At 64.0% G+C, this 16911-nt stretch carries 17 protein-coding genes and 1 tRNA gene; 10 read left to right on the top strand and 8 right to left on the bottom strand.

The window, feature by feature from the left end; all coding sequences use genetic code 11:
* Nucleotides 1-13 precede the first annotated feature (13 nt).
* Complete coding sequence (locus NLM33_RS28045) at nucleotides 14-2128, top strand: acetate--CoA ligase family protein (RefSeq protein WP_254100874.1); 2115 nt, start codon at nucleotides 14-16, stop codon at nucleotides 2126-2128.
* Between the two features lie 223 nt (nucleotides 2129-2351).
* Here NLM33_RS28045 and NLM33_RS28040 read toward each other — a convergent pair whose 3' ends face one another.
* Genes NLM33_RS28040 through NLM33_RS28030 form a run of 3 tightly spaced genes read right to left on the bottom strand, consistent with a single transcriptional unit; the run spans nucleotide 2352 to nucleotide 5413 of the window.
* Nucleotides 2352-3158, bottom strand: a complete 807-nt coding sequence (locus NLM33_RS28040; RefSeq protein ID WP_254100873.1) for an enoyl-CoA hydratase/isomerase family protein — start codon at nucleotides 3156-3158, stop codon at nucleotides 2352-2354.
* Between the two features lie 11 nt (nucleotides 3159-3169).
* A complete protein-coding gene (locus NLM33_RS28035) occupies nucleotides 3170-4330 on the bottom strand; it encodes an acyl-CoA dehydrogenase family protein (protein WP_254100871.1) in 1161 nt (386 codons plus the stop codon).
* 18 nt (nucleotides 4331-4348) lie between these two features.
* Nucleotides 4349-5413, bottom strand: a complete 1065-nt coding sequence (locus NLM33_RS28030) for an acyl-CoA dehydrogenase family protein (RefSeq protein ID WP_254100869.1) — start codon at nucleotides 5411-5413, stop codon at nucleotides 4349-4351.
* A 249-nt stretch (nucleotides 5414-5662) separates the two neighbouring features.
* On the opposite strand from NLM33_RS28030, the gene NLM33_RS28025 reads away from it, so the two are divergent.
* Complete coding sequence (locus NLM33_RS28025) at nucleotides 5663-6448, top strand: SDR family NAD(P)-dependent oxidoreductase (RefSeq protein ID WP_254100867.1); 786 nt, start codon at nucleotides 5663-5665, stop codon at nucleotides 6446-6448.
* Nucleotides 6449-6543: 95 nt separating this feature from the next.
* Here NLM33_RS28025 and NLM33_RS28020 read toward each other — a convergent pair whose 3' ends face one another.
* Together NLM33_RS28020 and NLM33_RS28015 are read right to left on the bottom strand one after the other, a co-directional pair.
* Entirely contained in the window at nucleotides 6544-6810 is a 267-nt protein-coding gene (locus tag NLM33_RS28020; protein ID WP_254100865.1) for a GlsB/YeaQ/YmgE family stress response membrane protein, read from the bottom strand.
* A 47-nt stretch (nucleotides 6811-6857) separates the two neighbouring features.
* Nucleotides 6858-7454 (bottom strand): YidB family protein, encoded by a 597-nt coding sequence (locus tag NLM33_RS28015; protein ID WP_254100863.1) that lies wholly within the window; start codon nucleotides 7452-7454, stop codon nucleotides 6858-6860.
* 161 nt (nucleotides 7455-7615) lie between these two features.
* Between NLM33_RS28015 and NLM33_RS28010 the strand changes: the two genes are divergently transcribed.
* Nucleotides 7616-8623, top strand: a complete 1008-nt coding sequence (locus tag NLM33_RS28010; RefSeq protein WP_254100861.1) for a 2-dehydropantoate 2-reductase — start codon at nucleotides 7616-7618, stop codon at nucleotides 8621-8623.
* On the top strand, nucleotides 8620-8865 hold the full coding sequence (locus NLM33_RS28005; protein WP_371929994.1) for a hypothetical protein: 246 nt from the start codon (nucleotides 8620-8622) through the stop codon (nucleotides 8863-8865). Before NLM33_RS28010 ends, NLM33_RS28005 begins: the two co-directional genes overlap by 4 nt.
* 155 nt (nucleotides 8866-9020) lie before the next feature.
* Here NLM33_RS28005 and NLM33_RS28000 read toward each other — a convergent pair whose 3' ends face one another.
* Nucleotides 9021-9611 (bottom strand): hypothetical protein, encoded by a 591-nt coding sequence (locus NLM33_RS28000; protein ID WP_254100859.1) that lies wholly within the window; start codon nucleotides 9609-9611, stop codon nucleotides 9021-9023.
* 243 nt (nucleotides 9612-9854) lie between these two features.
* Between NLM33_RS28000 and NLM33_RS27995 the strand changes: the two genes are divergently transcribed.
* Both NLM33_RS27995 and NLM33_RS27990 read left to right on the top strand, forming a co-directional pair.
* Complete coding sequence (locus tag NLM33_RS27995; RefSeq protein WP_254100857.1) at nucleotides 9855-10883, top strand: alpha/beta hydrolase; 1029 nt, start codon at nucleotides 9855-9857, stop codon at nucleotides 10881-10883.
* A gap of 512 nt (nucleotides 10884-11395) precedes the next feature.
* On the top strand, nucleotides 11396-12001 hold the full coding sequence (locus NLM33_RS27990; RefSeq protein WP_254100855.1) for a hypothetical protein: 606 nt from the start codon (nucleotides 11396-11398) through the stop codon (nucleotides 11999-12001).
* A gap of 120 nt (nucleotides 12002-12121) precedes the next feature.
* On the opposite strand, the gene NLM33_RS27985 is transcribed toward NLM33_RS27990, so the two are convergent.
* Nucleotides 12122-12415: a GYD domain-containing protein gene (locus tag NLM33_RS27985; RefSeq protein WP_254100853.1), complete on the bottom strand. Its 294-nt coding sequence runs from the start codon at nucleotides 12413-12415 to the stop codon at nucleotides 12122-12124.
* A gap of 125 nt (nucleotides 12416-12540) precedes the next feature.
* On the bottom strand, nucleotides 12541-12894 hold the full coding sequence (locus NLM33_RS27980; protein ID WP_254100851.1) for a VOC family protein: 354 nt from the start codon (nucleotides 12892-12894) through the stop codon (nucleotides 12541-12543).
* A 114-nt stretch (nucleotides 12895-13008) separates the two neighbouring features.
* On the opposite strand from NLM33_RS27980, the gene NLM33_RS27975 reads away from it, so the two are divergent.
* From NLM33_RS27975 to NLM33_RS27960, 4 genes are all read left to right on the top strand, one after another.
* On the top strand, nucleotides 13009-13203 hold the full coding sequence (locus NLM33_RS27975) for a hypothetical protein (RefSeq protein ID WP_254100850.1): 195 nt from the start codon (nucleotides 13009-13011) through the stop codon (nucleotides 13201-13203).
* A gap of 101 nt (nucleotides 13204-13304) precedes the next feature.
* Nucleotides 13305-13381 (top strand) — tRNA-Arg (locus NLM33_RS27970).
* Between the two features lie 201 nt (nucleotides 13382-13582).
* Nucleotides 13583-15589, top strand: coding sequence for an SPFH domain-containing protein (locus NLM33_RS27965; RefSeq protein ID WP_254100848.1), 2007 nt, complete (start codon nucleotides 13583-13585; stop codon nucleotides 15587-15589).
* A 129-nt stretch (nucleotides 15590-15718) separates the two neighbouring features.
* Nucleotides 15719-16858, top strand: coding sequence for an amidohydrolase/deacetylase family metallohydrolase (locus tag NLM33_RS27960; protein ID WP_254100846.1), 1140 nt, complete (start codon nucleotides 15719-15721; stop codon nucleotides 16856-16858).
* Nucleotides 16859-16911 lie beyond the last annotated feature (53 nt).

The following is a 16911-nucleotide window of genomic DNA, read 5'->3' as shown; positions in this document are numbered from 1 at the left end:
AGGGGATCACTTCATGCGGCATCCGCTCGACAGCTTCCTCGCACCGGCAAGCATCGCGCTGATCGGCGCCTCGCGCGATCATGAGAAGATCCCGGGGCGGCTGCTGTCGATGCTGCGCAGGAACGAGTATCCCGGCAAGATCTATCCGGTGAACCCGAACTACGCCGAGATCGACGGTCTCACCTGCTACAAGGCGATCGCGGACATCGGCGCGCCGATCGATCTTGCCGTCGTCATCATCCCGGCGCGCGCGGTACTGCCGGCGCTCGAGCAATGCGCCGCCGCCGGCGTGGAGAACGCCGTCATCATCTCGTCCGGTTTTGCGGAGGAGGGCGGCGACAGCGCCGCGCTGCAGGAGGCAATCGCTGATCTGGCGAGGCGCACGGGCATGCGCATCTCCGGCCCGAATGCCGAAGGCTTTCTCAGTCAGGTGCAGCGGGTGGCGGCAACGTTCAGTCCGGCGGTCGATGTCAAACCGGGCGTGGTGCCACTGGTCGCGACCATGCGGCGGATCGGCATCGTCGCGCAAAGCGGCGGCATCGGCTTTGCCTATTACAACCGTGCGAAGGCGCTCGGCGTTGCCGTGAGCTACGTCGTCTCCACCGGCAACGAAGCCGATCTCGGCGCCGGCGAGTTCCTGGACTACATGGTGCAGGACGCAGCGACCGATGTGATCCTTCTGTTCATCGAAGGCATCCGCGACGTCGAGAAGTTTCTCGCGGCGGCGCGGCGTGCGGCCGAGATCAAGAAGCCCGTCATCGTCACCAAGGTCGGCCGTTCCCACGCTGGTCTGCGCGCGGCCGCCTCGCACACCGCGAGTATGGCGGGATGGTCCGCGGCCTATGATGCGGTGTTCGCCAAATACGGCTTCATCGTCTCCAACGATCTCGACGAGGCGCTCACGATCGCCGCGGTGCTCGCCAGCAATCCACTGCCGCAAGGCGATAGTGTCGCCGTCGTCACTGTGTCCGGCGGTGCCGGCATCTGGGGCACGGATGCGGTGGCGCTCAGGGGCTTGCAGGTGCCGGAGCTGTCCGAGCCGATTCAGGCGGAGATCAGGACATTGATGCCGTCATACGGCACGGCGCGAAATCCGATCGACGTCACCGCCCAGGGCGTGACCTCGGGCGGCCTCCAGAAAAGCGTTGATCTGCTTACTGCGTCCGACGAGGTCGACGCGATCCTGGTCATGCTGTCGCTGTCGAGCGAGGTGCGGATGCCCTTCAAGGAGGCGGAGCTGAAGCCGGTGCTGGCGGCCCAGAAGAAGCCGGTCGTGTTCTACTCCTACACGCTGCCGTCGGAGTTCGCGCGGCGAGAGCTTGCCAAGTCCGGCGTCGTCGTGCTGTCGGGCCTCACGCATGTCGGCGTCGCCTTGCGGCAGCTCGTGGACTTTGCGACCTTCAACCTGCCCATGCCTGCTGAGGAGATGCGGCTTCCGTTGGACGATCTCTCGGCGTTTCTGCAATCGCCGGTCCTGTCCGAAGCCGACAGCAAGGCCCTGCTTCGTGCGGCCGGTATCGCGCTGCCGGACGAGGTGCTGGTTGCGGAGAAGGGCGGACTCGACGAGGCAATCGGGCGCGTTGGCTTCCCGATGGTGATGAAGGTCCAGTCGCCTGACATTCCGCACAAGAGCGAGGTCGGCGGCGTGCGGGTGAACATCACGACCAAGGGCGAGGTGTTTCTTGCGTTCGAGGCGCTCCTAAACAACGCGCGCAAGCATCGGCCGGATGCCGCGGTTCAGGGCGTGCTGGTTGGGCCAATGGCAAAGAGGGGCGTCGAGATCATCGTCGGTACGATGACGGACAAGACCTTTGGCCCCCTGGTGATGGTGGGCCTCGGCGGTATCACCACCGAACTGTTCCGCGATGTCATCTACCGCCCGGCGCCGGTGAGCGCGGCGGAGGCCGGCGCGATGCTGGCTGGATTGAAGTCGGCGCCGCTGCTCAACGGCTTTCGCGGGGCGGCGAAGGCGGATGTTGGCGCACTGTCGCAGTTGATCGCGGATGTCTCCGTGCTTGCGGCGCGGCATGCGCGGGAGATTGCAGAGATCGAGCTCAACCCGGTGCTGGTGCATCCGGAAGGGCAGGGTGTCACAATCGTGGATGCGCTGGTTGTGGGGAGGAAGTGAGCCGCTCACTTGCAAGAGGGTGAAGCAGCTCGTAGCAAGATGCGATGCGAATTGCTGTGCCCTCTCCCCTTGTGGGAGAGGGCGGCTCCGCCATCAGCCGCCGTCTCACTCGGGTGAGGGGTTCTCTCCGCGGACAACTCTGTTGCGGTGAATGCGCGGATGCAACCCCTCATCCGGCGCTTCGCGCCACCTTCTCCCACAAGGGGAGAAGGAAGAAAGCCAGCTAGCGCCCCCTGAAGTTCGCAGCCCTGCGCTCCTCCGTCGCCTTCACGCCTTCCTTGAAGTCCTCGGTCGCGCGCAGCCTCGTCTGCTCGGCGAGCTCGTGGTTGGTTGCGGCCATCACGCGATCGGCTAATCCGTTGCGCATAGTGGCGCGGGTGGAGACGAGCCCTAACGGAGAGCATTCGGCGATTTCGCCGGCGAGCCTCAAAGCGGCCGGCTTCACCTGGTCTTGCGACACCAACTCGTTGGCGAGGCCCCATCTGTGGGCCTCTTCGCCGGTGACGCGGCGGCTGGTGTAGAACATCAGCTCGGCGTTGTTCCTGCCGATCAGCTCGGGCAGCGTGACCGTCAGGCCGAAGCCCGGGTGGAAGCCGAGCTTTGTGAAATTCGCGGAGAAGCGCGCCTCCGGGCAGGTGACGCGGAAATCAGCTGAGACCGCGAGCCCGAGCCCACCGCCAATGGCAGCGCCCTGCACGGCGGCGACGATCGGCTTCTTGGCGCGGAAGATGCGGACGGCCTGGATGTAGAGATGGTTGATCGGCCCGAGGCTATCGGCTGGATCGCCTTTTGCCGCCCGTGCCTCCTGCTCCTGCCGCGCCGGGTCGTTGAAATTGGCGCCGGCGCAGAATGCCTTGCCCTGGGCCGAGAGCACGGAGGCGCGGATCTCGATGTCAGAATCGAATTCGTCGAGCGCGTCCGCGATCTGATTGATCAGGGAAATGTCGAAGAAGTTGAGCGGCGGGCGGCGGATCTCGATGGTGCCGACGTGCCCGACCTTCTCGACGCCGATATCCTTGTAGCTGCTCATGATGATCCTCGTTAGCGCAAGCCAAGCCCGCGGGCGATGATGCCGCGGAGCACTTCGGTGGTGCCGCCCTGGATGGTCAGTTTCGGCGCGGTCTTGATGGCGAAGTCGAGCTGCCGCTCCAGTGTCTCGCGATTGCTGGCAGTCTCCTCGACGAAGGCGGCGAGATCGCGCACGCGATGCGGCAGTTGCTGCTCCCACACGGTGCCGATGTCCTTCACGATGGAGGCCTCGACCACCGGCTCCTTGCCGGCCTGGAGCATGCCCGCAACCGAGACCGACATGCGCCGCATGGTGTGGAGCTGCGCGACGAGGCGGCCGATGCCTTCGGCGCTGCGCGTATCCGGATCGTTGCCGACCGCGCGCACCAGCTCGGTCAGCACGTAGTAGGTTTCGAGGAAGCGCTCGGGACCCGAGCGCTCGTAAGCGAGCTCGGATGTCGCCTGCTTCCAGGCGCCGTCGACTTCGCCCAGCACGTGATCATCCGGAATGAAATAGTCGGTGAAGACGACCTCGTTGAACTCGTACTGGCCGGTGATCTGGCCGATCGGGTTCACCTCGATGCCCGGCTGCTTCATCTTGACCAGGAACTGCGTCAGGCCGTGACGGCGGTTTTCCTTGGTCGGCTGCGAGGTGCGGAAGATCGCGATCATGTAGTCGGCAATGTGCGCCGACGAGGTCCAGATCTTGGTGCCGTTGATGAGATAGCCGCCGTCGGTCCTGGTCGCCCGCGTCTTGGCCGCGAACAAATCGGAGCCGGAGTTCGGCTCGCTCATGCCGATGGCGAAGCACAATTCGCCGCGGCAGATGCGCGGCAGGATATCCATCTTGATGTGCTCGGGTGCATATTTCAACAGCACCGGTCCGCTCTGGCGGTCGGCGACGAAAAAGCGACGCGTCGGCGCATTCGCAACGCGCATCTCTTCGGTCACCACATAGCGCTCGAGGAAGGAGCGTTCATGGCCGCCATATTTCTTCGGCCAGGTGATGCCGATCCAGCCGCGCTCGCCGACGCGGCGGGAGAATTCCGGCACGTCGGTGTCCTCGCGATTCGGCTTGAACGGGTTGAATGTGCCGCGGGCCATTTCTTCGGCAAGGAAGGCGCGCACTTCCTTGCGCAGCTCCTCGCATTTGGGCGGCAGGCGGATCGGATCGAAACGGAGAGCGGCGGTCATGTGTCTCGTTCCCTGAACTCAGCGTGACGCAACCAGCGGCCACAATTCATCGGCGCCTCTGGCGGCAACGAGCTTGCCGAGCTCGACGGCCCAGTAGCTCTCCGAGCCGAAATCGTCGCGCCAGGCCAGCGCCCGCAGCGAGTAGCGATGCAATATGTGCTCGATGGTGAAGCCGATCGCGCCGTGCACCTGATGCGCGATGGCGCCGCCCTTTTCGGCGGCTTCCGCGCAGCGGATTTTTGCGGAGGCGGCTTCGAGATAGACCTCGTCGTTGAAGGCAGTCGCGCTCGCGATTGCATCGGCGGCGGAGGTCGCGGCCGCCAGCGCCGCGGCGGATTCGCCGGCGAGCTTTGCGAGGTTGTGCTGCACCGCCTGGAATTTCGAGATCTTCTTCTCGAACGCGACGCGCTCGTTGGAGTAGCGCACGGAAATGTCGAGCATCGATTCCAGCGCGCCCGCGATCTGGAGGCTGCGCGCGACGCCACCCATCAACATCATCATGGTCTGGTCAAGGTGCTTTGGCGCGGGCTTGATCGTGATGGGCGCGACCTTGTCGAGTGTCACGACGTCACTGTTGTCGTAGCCGACATTGAGCCCGGCCTCGACCTTAGCCTTGCCGGCATCGACCAGTGCGATGGAGGCGCCGTCCTTGCCGTGCGCCAGCACCGCGAAATGCTTCGCCGCTTTCGCAAAGGGCACGCCGCGGACGCGGCCGGAGAGTGAGCCGTCGGGATTGAGGGTGATGCGGTCCTTCGGGTTCGCCGGCAGCACCGTCATCTCGCCCTCCGGGGAGGCGATCTTCGCCTGCGCGAGCAGCCAGCCGGCGAGCATGGTTTCGGCCAGTGGAACTGCGATCGCAAAACGCCCCGCCGCATTGAGCAGGGCGAAGCCATCGGCGAGGCTCGCGCCGGAGCCGCCAAGATCGTCCGGCACCCACGCCAACGGCAGTCCGGCCTCGCTCAGCGCCCGCCATAGCGGCGCTTTCCACGCGTCCTTCTTGTCGTTGTTGATGGTTTGCGGATCGGCGAGATCGGCGAAGATCTTCTCCGCAGTCTCGACGACGATGTTGTCACTCTCCGCCACAGCGTTCCCCGTGTTTTGCCCCGTGTTTTGCCATTGGCGCGTCCGTCGTTTCGAGCGGGTGCGCAGGTCTCTTCTTGCGCCCGATGATCGGAAAAAGCCACGGCCCTGACAAGCGTTGATCGCGGGTCCGCCTGCGGCGCGGGCATGGGCAAACGACTAATTCCGCTTAGCGGAGTTTGGTCGATTTGCAGCCGTCCGCAAACTCGCTAAACAGGGTCGCTGGCATTCAGAACAAGAGAGGATAACCGGATGGCAAAGGACGGCTTGTGCGCAATCGTGACGGGGTCCGCATCCGGTCTTGGAGCTGCGACCGCGAACATTCTCGCGCGCAACGGCGCGCGGCTCGTCATCAACTATTCGTCGAGCCAGAAGGAAGCGGAGGTTACGGCGGAAGCCTGCCGCAAGGCCGGCGCGGCTGAGGTCGTGATCGCACAGGGCGACGTCTCGCGCGACGAGGATTGCCGCAGGATCGTCGCGGCGGCGGAGGCCTGGGGCCGGCTCGACGCGCTCGTCAACAATGCGGGCACCACCAAGCACGTCGCTCACGCCAATCTCGACGGTTTGTCGGCGGAAGATTTTCAGCGGCTCTACGGCGTCAACACCATCGGTCCGTTCCAGATGGTGCGTGCGGCGCGTAAGCTGCTCGAGGCCGGCGCGAACGCCTCGGGGCGGGCGTCAGCGGTGGTGAACGTGTCCTCCGTTGCCGGTATCAGCGGTGTCGGCTCCTCGATCGCCTATGCCGCAAGCAAGGGGGCGCTCAACACCATCACGCTGTCGCTGGCACGCGCGCTTGCGCCGCTGATCCGCGTCAACACGGTTTGCCCCGGCTATATCGATACGCCCTGGTTCACCAAGGGCCGCGGCGAGGATGGCGCCAGGCAGGTGCGCGACAGCGTGGTCGCGAAAGTGCCGCTCAAGGTCGCCTCGAGCGCGGACGACATCGCGCAGCTCGTCTGTTTCCTGGCGACGCCGGCCTCCAGCAACATGACCGGCGAGATCGTGCGCATGGATGCCGGGCTGCATCTGATTACGTGAGGAATGTCATTCCGGGGCACGCGAAGCGTGAACCCGGAATCTCGAGATTCCGGGTTCGATGCCGACGCATCGCCCCGGAATGACGGAGCGAAACGTCAACCCTTGATCACGCCGCTCGCCACCAGGCGGTGCCAGATGAACAGCACCACCACCGCGCCGATCGTGGCGGTGATGAAGCCGGCACCCTGGTCCAGGCTGTAATGGCCGATGGCCTGGCCGATAAACGTTGCGAGAAACGCGCCGACGATGCCGAGGACGGTGGTGAGGATGAAGCCCTGCGGATTTTTCGGTCCCGGCATCAGCCAGCGCGCGATGAGGCCGGCGATGAAACCGACGATGATGACCCAGATAATCCCGCCCATGTTCGCAACTCCCTTGCAGCAACGATACGACTGAAATCAGAGCTCGATCAGATCCGGCCCGACAGCTCGTTATCGGTCGGCAGCCGTCCGTCCGGCGTCAGGTGGTCGATCACCTGCGGCAGATACTGGCTGAGACCGGACAGGAGTTCGTCGCGCGACAGGCCGCTCTGGGCGGACAGGCTCTGGATCTGGTCGGCGCCGAGTGCGTTGGCGAGGTCGCCCGGTGCGATCGGCTTGTTCTGACCCTTGCCGACCCAGGAATTCGCCGTTTCGCCGTGGCCACCCTGCTGAAGCTGGTTGAGGAGATCGCCGAGTCCGCCGCTGAGCACGCTGCCGGCGGCGCCGCCCGCGAGCAGGCCGCCGAGGCCGCCCTTGAGCACGTCGCTGAGACCGCCGCCGCCGGGTGCGCCGCCCGGAAGTGCTCCGCCGCCGGCATTGGCCTGCGTGGGCGGCGGCAATGGTGACGATTGCGGCGCCGCGCCGCCTTGGCCGGCCGTCAAATGCTTGAACGTTTTCCACGCCAACAGACCAAGGATTGCCATGGTCATCGGCGACATGCCGCCGGAGGATTCTTGCGAGGAGCTCGGCGTGCTCGACCCGCGCGGGCCGTTCTGCATGCCGTTGAGGACGTCGAGTAGACCCATGGTGCTCTCCTGCCGCTGAACATGCCCCCCGGGGCGAAAACATATGGGGCTCTCATGACGGTTACAAGGCGGTCGCGCAGCAACCGCAATGGGCAGCGGACCTGATGGGCAGCGAGCTTGGCCTCTGGTATCGAGGGGCGGATCTGAAACGGAGAAAACGGGTGGTGACGGAACGACCGATCGCCGTGGCTGGCGCAGGCGCCATCGGCTGCTTCGTCGGCGGCAAGCTCGCGGCGGCCGGGCGCCGCGTGGCGCTTTTGGTCCGGCCGCGGGTGAAGACGCAGATCGAGCGGTTCGGCCTGCGGTTGACGGATTTCGACGGCAGCGAGCAGCAGCTCTCTGCGGGCCAGCTCGCGCTGTCCGAGGATGCCTCGATTTTTCACAGTGTTGGCGTGGTCCTGGTGACGGTGAAGAGCGCCGACACGGTTGAGGTCGCCGAGCTGATCGCCCGGCACGCGCCGGAGGATGCCGTCATCGTCTCCCTGCAGAACGGGGTCGGCAATGTGGCAATCCTGCGCGACAGGCTGCCGGGGCGGCGCGTGCTCGCCGGTATGGTGCCGTTCAACGTGATCGCAATGGGCGAGGGGCGCTTCCATCGCTCCACCTCCGGCGACATTCACGTCGAGAAAGATCAGGCCGATACCGCTGCGGCGCTGTCTGTGCCGGGCGTTGCGATGCGCGCGAGTCCCGATATCACTGGCGTGCAGTGGGGCAAGCTGATCATCAATCTGAACAATGCGCTGAGCGCCCTGTCCGACATGCCGCTTGCCGCGCAGCTCGCGAGCCGGGACTGGCGACGATTGTTTGCGGACCAGATGGCCGAGGGGCTTGCGGCGATGAATGCGGCGGGGATCAACCCGGTGTCGGCGACGCCGATCCCGCCGCGCTGGACACCGACGCTGCTGCGGCTGCCCGACATGATCTTCAACGTGATCCTGGGGCGGACGATGAAGATCGATCCCGAGGCGCGCTCCTCGATGTGGCAGGACCTGAAGCAGGGGCGCAAGACCGAGATCGACTATCTGCAAGGGGCGATCATCGCGCTGGCGGACCAGCATGGTGTAGACGTGCCGCTGTGCCGCCGCATTGCTGCGCTGATCAGGGAGACGGAAAGCGCAGGGCAAGGCCCGCCGCGCCTGACGCCGCAGCAGATCCGCAGTGGTGCGTGAGCGTTGGTCCGACCGAAGGCGTGCCGATGAAGCCTGTTCCGATGATGGCGATTGCAGCTGCAATGCTCTGGGGTGCATCAACGCTCGCGCAGGCGCGTCCGCCGACCGTCACCCCGTCGCCCGGCTACGACAGGCGGTTACAGGAGAGCCGGTCGGCGCCGAGCAGCGCGGCGACGACGGTTGCGCCAGCTGGTCCGCCGACAACCACGCATAAGCGAACCAAGAAGAAGCACGCGAATTGATGGCGCCGTAGGGTGGGCAAAGCAGCCATCCTCGCTCGAAGAGCGAGGATGGAAGCGAGCCCACCGCTTCTGGCGCAATCCTGGAGAGATGGTGGGCACGGCGCGCGAACTGCGCGCCTTTGCCCACCCTACGACATTGGCGCGAGACGCGACAGTTAGCCCTTCTTCGCCTTGCTCGGCGTCGGGCTGAACAGCTTCTTCAGTTCGTTCAAGCTCTCCGACAGCCTTGGCCATTCGCAGGAGAACGAGTCCTTGGTGCATGCCTTCGGGCGCGGCTGTTTGGGCCGCTCCACCGGAACCGGCACACGCGCCGTCTCGGTGCGCAGTGCGACCTGCTGGACTTGCTCCTGTTGTTGCTGTTGCTGCTGCTTAGCGGCGGCCTCGGCAGCCAGGTTGGCCCGACGCTGATTGGCGAGATAGGCGGCGTAGGACTCGTCGATCTTTTTCTGTTCCTCCGACGTCGGATTGGGACCGGCGATGTCGAAGCTGCGATCCTGGAGGACGTCGTAGTAGCTGTACCCGCCACCTATCTTGCGGCGGCCGGCGAACTTGGCGTTGCACTCGGCGAGCGCCGCCGTCTTCTCTTGCTTGGTCGCGTATCTCTCGGCCCGATCGGCGCATTCCTCGAAATCGCTCGGCGTGCGCTTCCACCATTCCGCGTGGGCATGCGCCGGCATCAGCAGGATGAGCCCTGCAATCAAGCCAAGCGACGATCTCGCGCTACGCGAAGCGATCACGAACGACATTCAACAGATACAATCTTTGTGGAACTCAACTGAATCAGTCGAATTTTCGCCTGTTTCCAGCCACTTGTCACCCGTGGAACCCGACATTTTCATGGCTGCATTGCTGACATTTTTTGCTTGACGTGGCCGGCCGGTCACAGCGGCATGGCACACGATGCGCATAGAGTTGCAAGACCTCAAGTTTAGAAGCCTTCTTGGTCAAGAGGCTTCTAGTCAAGGCTTCGCGTGAGAGGATTTTTGGCAATGAGATGGCGGACATATGTCGCAACGATTGCGTTGGCGCTGCTGTCGTGTCGCGCGAATGCCGCCGATGAGGACGCGCCCAACCGCGCGCCGGTGAAGGCGGTCGCTGATGCCCGCCTTGCGGTCGGCGACCAGGGCCTCTTGCCACTTTATCTCTCCAGCGATTGGGCGCTGCCGCTGCCGTCGATCACCCGCGCCGTCATCGTGCTGCACGGGCGGCTGCGCAATGCGGACGTCTATTACAAGTCAGCGCGAACGGCGCAGGCGGCGGCCGGCCAGGAGGGCAAGGCCACCATCATGATCGTTCCGCAGTTTCTGGCGCAGGTCGATATCGATGCGTACAAGCTGCCCGACGAGACGCTGCGCTGGTCGCTGGAGGGATGGGAGGGCGGCGAGGCTGCACTCGCGCCGAACCCGGCCTCTTCGTTCGAGGCACTCGATGCGATCCTCGCCAAGCTCGGCGACCGGCGGATCTTTCCGAACCTCAAGCAGGTCGTGGTCGCCGGTCATTCCGGCGGCGCCCAGGTCGCGCAGCGTTATGCCATCGCCGGCAGGGGCGAGGCGACGCTGGCGCGCCAGCACATCGAGGTGCGCTACGTCGTCGCCAATCCGTCATCCTATGCGTATTTCAGTAGCGAGCGGCCCGAGCCGTCGATCGCCGCCTCCTGCGCCGGCTACGACAACTGGAAATACGGCATGGAGGTGCGGCCTCCTTATCTCAGCGACGCCGCGCCCGCCGCGCTCGAGCAGCGCTATGTCGAGCGCGAGGTGATTTATCTGCTCGGCACGCGCGATACCAACCCTGAGCATTCGGCGCTGGACAAGAGCTGCATGGCGCGCGCGCAAGGACCCTATCGCTACGCCCGCGGCCACGCCTATGCGGACGCGATGGCCAGGCGCGACCACGGCACGCCCAATCACAAGCTGTTCGACGTCGCCGGCGTCGGTCACGACGGCGACAAGATGCTGACCTCGACATGCGGGCTCGCAGCGCTGTTCGATCTGCCGGGCTGCACCGCGGACCGCTGAGCTGCGGATGCCTTGAAGGCTCGGCTCGGGCTGTTACACTTCGTCCCGTGAGCGCACGATTACGGTGCCACCAAGAAGACGAGATGGATTAAAGCGAAGTCGGCCGTTGCTCCTTTCGAAAGCGATTTCACACCCTTTGTTTCAGCCAAAGCTCTCTCATATTCTTTATGCCGAGGTTACTTCAAGTGATGAGGAATTGCGCATTCATCCTGTCTGGCGTTCTCCTTCTGCTTGTTTCTGGAGACAACGAGGTTGGTTCGTTGGAGATGCGGCGCCTTGGTGCCGACCGTGCGTCAGCGTTCCTCTACAACGGCCATGAGACTATCAACGATCATCCCATGCAGCCGATAGTCACTGTTGCTTTGGCGGATAGAAACCGGCGAATGACGGAAGAGGGGTACGCAAAAGCAAACAGTCTCTCTGCAGATGGGGTTGGAAGCCGCTTTGCGGCAAGTGGAATCTTACGGTGCCCCGGTGGAGCTAGTAGCGCGCAAGTGACCGGAGCGCGCGACGTGATCACGACGGTAGCTCATGCGTTTCGGGAAATTTGCAAGCTTCGGACGCCGCCCGACAAGTGTACGTTCGAGTACTATTTGGGAGCGCAGATGCGGACCGTTCCCTTGTCAGCGACCATATGGATGGGCCCGTGCGTGGACAGTGCACCGAGACAGGGTAGCGCCGATTGGGCAGTCGCAAAACTCGCATTTCCCGCAGACGTGACGCCCTACGAAATCTATGAACAGCCCGAAATTCTGGTGGAGCTGGAGCGTGTCCTGGCGGTTGTCGGTTATGATATCGAAGCCACAGGAAAGACGGACAAGGACGGGCCGTTCAACAAGACGATACAGGAGTGCCAAATACGCGACGTAAGGGATTGGCAGACGTTTGAAACGAACTGCGAGTTCGAAGTCGGGGCATCGGGTAGCGCCCTGTTTCGTCTGTGGGGTCGTCGAATGACCCTACTTGGCGTCGTTTTCGGAGACTATCGAGATAAAGAATATTGTCCACGGGGCGGCTGCGAGTTCAAGAGCCGGAAATGGTCGAGCTTGTTTGTTACCTTGAAGGGCGAGTTCAAAGACAGCCTCTTGGCGGCTGTGCGTCTGTCTGCAGCAAAATAGAACGTCGGGCTGCACCGCAGATCGGTGAGCTGCGGACCCATGCCGACTGAGGACGATGAGGCCGCCTCTCCGGGATCGACATCGCGGTCCGGTGCAGTCGCGCTTATGCGGGCTCAAATGTCAGAGCATTTTGCCGACGATCTTCGTCATGTCCGCCGCCGAAAACGCGCGTAGCGTTTCCGTGCGGACATTGCCGAGTGCGCCAACACTGACGCTGAGCGACATGGCCGCGGCCTCATCTGGTGCGTCGAGGAGGGTCACAAAGTCATACCGCCCCTGCGTCCAGACGATCTCCTTCACGGTCACGCCGAACGTCTTCGCCATTTCCTTGAAAGCATCGGCCCGCTTCGGTGAATCCTTGACGTTCCGGATTCCCTGATCGGTGAAGTTTCCCAGCACGACATAGGCCACCATGGTCGTCCTCCCTGGTTAGAACCCGATACAATTCTCGCATGAGGAAACCGCGCCGAGCTTGCCACAGCGGCTGAGACGCCGCCACCTGCCCATTGGGGAACGTCAGCGGGCGTGACTTAACCGGGTCAGGACAACGGCCTTGCAAAACTGAGCTCGTGGCCGTCGGGGTCGGTGAGATGGAAGTAGCGCTCGCCCCATTCGGCATCGCGTGGGCTGGTCGAGGGCTGCCATCCGGCCGCGAGCGCACGCTGATGGAGCGCATCGACGTCGGCGACGTAGAAGATGACGCGGCCCCACCAGGACCAGTGCTTGTCCGCGGGCTGGGCGATCAGGTTGAGATAGCCGGGACCGGCGCGGAAGCTCGTGAACGAACCGGCTTCGCCGCCGTGCAGAATCTCAAAGCCCAGCGAACGGTAAAAGCCGACGGCACGCGGCATGTCATGGGTGGCGAGCGTGATGGCGCTGATGCTCTCGATCATGGTGGCGCTCCCGATGGACCAAATCGGGGATATTAGAGTGGTGATGAAACGATTGACGATGGTCAATGTTTCGCTTTGCGGGAGAAGTGGACATCCAACAGGCGGGAGGTTCTGATGCGACTACCTGCAACGCCGGATGGCGCGTTACCAAAACCCGGAACGGCGGAGGCGATCGCGCTCGGCTGCACCTGCCAGGTGATCTCGCACGACTCCAAGACGGATGAGCTGGAGCCCTCCGGGATGCTGGCCGCGCCCGACGCAAATTGCCCGGTTCACGGCACGGCGGCCCAGCTCGAGGAGCACGATTGAGACCGCCGCATTGCCGTCCTTTCGGCGCATCGCAACGCTGGCGATTTGCGACCTGCTCTGCTATGCAGACCCCAAGTGCCTGCACCCTCTGCAGGTTCCGCGGTCCCGTAGCTCAGCCGGATAGAGCGGCGGTTTCCTAAACCGTAGGTCGGATGTTCGAGTCATCCCGGGATCGCCACTCTCAAATGCGGTTTTTCAGAACTGGCCGCCTTTCTCACTCTGTCCCGCCCGTCAAGTAGCCAATAAAAAAAAGATTGGCACGGCTTCACGCGACAGCCTGCTTGCGAAGCAGGGTCCGTATTCACATCTGCGCTCCCGCAATTCTGGGGTGTGGCTTGGTTAACCAAAGCCGCCCAGTTGCGAATTGTGGAGATGAACTATGAACCTCAATGGTTTCGATAGCGCCTGGCTGATCCAGCCGGCGCTGTGGGCCGCGGCGGCGGTCGCGTTTCTGATCCTGCTGCGGGTCGCCAATATTTTTCGTTACATCCCGAACAACCAGGTCGGCATCGTCGAGAAGCTGTGGACGACCAAGGGCTCGATCGAAGGCGGCTTCATCGCGCTGAATGGCGAAGCCGGCTATGAGCCGGAAGTCCTTCGCGGCGGCCTGCACGTGTTCTTTCCGTTCATGTACCGGATCCACAAGTCGGATCTCGTCACGGTCGGACAGGGCAAGATCGCCTATGTGTTCGCGCGTGACGGCGCACCGCTCGCCGCTTCGCAGGTGCTCGGCGCCAATGACAGCGAGGACAAGTCTGACTTCGAGGACGCGCGTCGATTCCTGCTTGGCGGTGGCCAGAAGGGGCCGCAGCGAAAGATTCTGCGGGAAGGCACCTATGCGATCAACACGACGCAGTTCGCGATCATCACCGACGATCGCGTCCACGGTCATGCCCTGAGCGAGCAGGAGCGCGGCGTGCTCGACGCCATGCAGCTCACGATCGCCGAGCGATGGGGCTTTGCGCCCGTCGTGCTCGCGGCCGATCACGACCTCGTCGGCATCGTCACGGTGCATGACGGCCCGTCGCTGCCTTCAGGCGAGATCATCGCACCCGAAGTCGGCGTCGGCTTGCGCGACCGGGAGACCTTTCACAACAATTTCCAGGAGCCCGAGCAATTCCTGCGGGCCGGCGGCTATCGCGGCCGGCAGCTCCAGGTCATCGTCGAGGGCACCTGGTACATCAACCGCCTGTTCGCGACCGTCGAGGCGGTGCCGAAGACCGTGATCCCGGTCGGCAATGTCGGCGTCGTCATCTTCTACACCGGACCGCAGTCCGACGACGTGTCGGGCGAGCAGTATCGGCACGGCGAGCTCGTCGTCAACGGCGGCCGCGGTGTCTGGCGGGATCCGCTGCTGCCCGGCAAATACGCGTTCAACACCTATGCCGGCAAGATCGAGATCATCCCGACCGTCAACTTCATCCTGAAATGGGTGCGCGGCGAGGTCGGTGCGATGAAGCTCGATGAGAATCTGTCAGAGATCTCGCTGATCACCAAGGACGCCTTCGAGCCGACGCTGCCGCTCTCGGTGGTGATGCACATCGACTACAAGAAGGCGCCGATGATCATCCAGCGCTTCGGCGACGTGAAGAAGCTCGTCGAGCAGACGCTCGATCCGATGGTCAGCGCGTTCTTCAAGAATATCGCGCAGAAGATGACCTTGATCGAACTGCTCCAGAACCGCGCGTCGGTCCAGGAGGAATCGGCGGGGCAGATGAAGGCGAAGTTCGCAAGCTACTCGCTCGACCTCCAGGAGGTCCTGATAGGCACGCCGCGCGCCGCCGCTGGCGACCACACGATCGAGGACATCCTGATCCAGCTCCGCTCGCGCCAGATCGCGCGCGAGCAGATCGAGACCTACCAGGAGCAGGAGAAGGCCGCGGTGCAGGAGCGCGCGCTCAACGAGGCCAAGGCGACAGCGGCCGCGCAGTCGGCGCTGACGCAGTCGCTGATCCAGATCAAGGTCAACGAGAACGAGGGCGCCGCGGCATTCGCACGCGCGCAGAAGGATGCCGAGACCCGAAAGGTGACGGCGGCCGCGGTCGGCGAGCAGTCGCGGCTCGAAGGCCAGGGCGAAGCCGACCGGGTGCTCGCGGTCGGCGCTGCGAATGCGCAGGCGACAAAACTCTCGGTCGAGGCCTATGGCGGGCCGGAGTTCCGGCTGGCCGAGCAGAACTTCACGAAGTTCGCAGACGCCCTGACGAAGATCAACCAGCCGCTGGTGCCGCAATTCCTGATGTCCGGCGGACCGGGCCAGGAGACCGGCAATGCGGGCCTGATCCCGACCGCGATGCTGAGCTCGATGTTCGGCCGCATGATGCCGGATGCGCTGGAGCGGCTGAAGGATGAGGCGCCCAAGGCGGCCCGCAAGCCCAACGGCCAGTAACCGCCGTCGATTTGCTCAGCCGGCGCGAAAATTGCTAACAGGAACGAGCAAACAGCCAGGCTGGAAGAGCACCTTCCAGCCTGGCCCATGCCTGTTCCATGCAATGCCTTGCGACATCCGGAGATGACGATGCCTTTTGACCTGATCCTGCGCGGCGGACGGGTCGTTGACCCCTCGCAGAAGCTCGACGCCGTGACGGATGTTGCGTTTTCGGGTGGCAAGGTCGCGGCGATCGGCAGCGGGCTTAAGGCAGATCCGGGGACCGATGTGCGCGACGTTTCACGCTACATCGTAACACCCGGCCTGATCGATTTGCACACCCATGTCTATTGGGGCGGCACCTCGCTCGGCATCGATGCCGAGGAGTTTTGCCGTCTCTCCGGCGTGACCACCGCGATCGACACCGGTAGCGCCGGCCCCGGCAATTTCGCCGGCTTCCGCAAGCATGTGATCGAGCCGAGCCAGGTTCGCATCCTCGCCTATTTGCACGTCTCGCACGCCGGCATCTTCGGTTTCTCGCACAAGGTGATGGTCGGCGAGAGCGAGGAGCTGCGGCTGATGAACCCCATCGATGCCGCCAGGGTGGCGGACGCCAACCGCGATCTCATCGTCGGGATCAAGGTGCGGGTCGGCCTGCACGCCTCGGGCACCTCGGGGATCGTGCCACTCGATATCGCGCTCGAAGTGGCCGAGGAGGTCGGCATGCCCCTGATGGCGCATATCGACCATCCGCCGCCGAGCTATGAAGAGGTGCTCGCGCGGCTGCGTCCCGGTGACGTGCTCACCCATGCCTTCCGCCCGTTCCCGAACACGCCTGCGACCGCGCAAGGCACGGTGAAGAAGGTGGTGCTGGAGGCGCGCGAGCGCGGTGTGATCTTCGACATCGGCCACGGCAAGGGCTCGTTCGCCTTCAAGACCGCGCGCGCGATGCTGGCGAACGGGTTCTATCCGGACACCATCTCCTCCGACATCCATTTGCTCTGTATCGATGGTCCAGCCTTCGATCAGGTGACGACCATGTCGAAATTCTTGTGCATGGGGATGTCGCTGTCCGACGTGGTTGCGGCCTCGACCGTCAACGCCGCGATGGCGCTGCGCCGGCCGGAGCTCGGCAGCCTCAAGGTGGGCAGCGTCGGCGACGCCACGCTGATCACGGTTCGCGAAGGGCAGTTCGACTATGTCGACGTCGTCGGCGAGCACCTGACGGGTAGCCAGAAAATCGTATCCGAAGGCGTCGTCATCGGCGGCCGCTGGTGGCATCCGAAGTAGCTGGCGCGGCTTCGTTCTTCGCCTCTCCCCGCTTGCTGGGATACGAAAAGCTC

It is taken from the genome of Bradyrhizobium sp. CCGUVB1N3, from assembly GCF_024199925.1.
In the GTDB taxonomy this organism is placed as follows: Bacteria; Pseudomonadota; Alphaproteobacteria; order Rhizobiales; family Xanthobacteraceae; genus Bradyrhizobium.
Note: the sequence above shows the minus strand (reverse complement) of the source record. Positions and strands in the feature narration are given on the sequence as shown.

Bases quoted from the DNA above. Each gene is read 5' to 3' on its own strand.
- NLM33_RS28045 (WP_254100874.1), top strand. From the start codon at position 14: ATGCGGCATCCGCTCGACAGCTTCCTCGCACCGGCAAGCATCGCGCTG.
- NLM33_RS28040 (WP_254100873.1), bottom strand. From the start codon at position 3,158: ATGAGCAGCTACAAGGATATCGGCGTCGAGAAGGTCGGGCACGTCGGC.
- NLM33_RS28035 (WP_254100871.1), bottom strand. From the start codon at position 4,330: ATGACCGCCGCTCTCCGTTTCGATCCGATCCGCCTGCCGCCCAAATGC.
- NLM33_RS28025 (WP_254100867.1), top strand. From the start codon at position 5,663: ATGGCAAAGGACGGCTTGTGCGCAATCGTGACGGGGTCCGCATCCGGT.
- NLM33_RS28020 (WP_254100865.1), bottom strand. From the start codon at position 6,810: ATGGGCGGGATTATCTGGGTCATCATCGTCGGTTTCATCGCCGGCCTC.
- NLM33_RS28015 (WP_254100863.1), bottom strand. From the start codon at position 7,454: ATGGGTCTACTCGACGTCCTCAACGGCATGCAGAACGGCCCGCGCGGG.
- NLM33_RS28000 (WP_254100859.1), bottom strand. From the start codon at position 9,611: ATGTCGTTCGTGATCGCTTCGCGTAGCGCGAGATCGTCGCTTGGCTTG.
- NLM33_RS27995 (WP_254100857.1), top strand. From the start codon at position 9,855: ATGAGATGGCGGACATATGTCGCAACGATTGCGTTGGCGCTGCTGTCG.
- NLM33_RS27985 (WP_254100853.1), bottom strand. From the start codon at position 12,415: ATGGTGGCCTATGTCGTGCTGGGAAACTTCACCGATCAGGGAATCCGG.
- NLM33_RS27980 (WP_254100851.1), bottom strand. From the start codon at position 12,894: ATGATCGAGAGCATCAGCGCCATCACGCTCGCCACCCATGACATGCCG.
- NLM33_RS27975 (WP_254100850.1), top strand. From the start codon at position 13,009: ATGCGACTACCTGCAACGCCGGATGGCGCGTTACCAAAACCCGGAACG.
- NLM33_RS27965 (WP_254100848.1), top strand. From the start codon at position 13,583: ATGAACCTCAATGGTTTCGATAGCGCCTGGCTGATCCAGCCGGCGCTG.
- NLM33_RS27960 (WP_254100846.1), top strand. From the start codon at position 15,719: ATGCCTTTTGACCTGATCCTGCGCGGCGGACGGGTCGTTGACCCCTCG.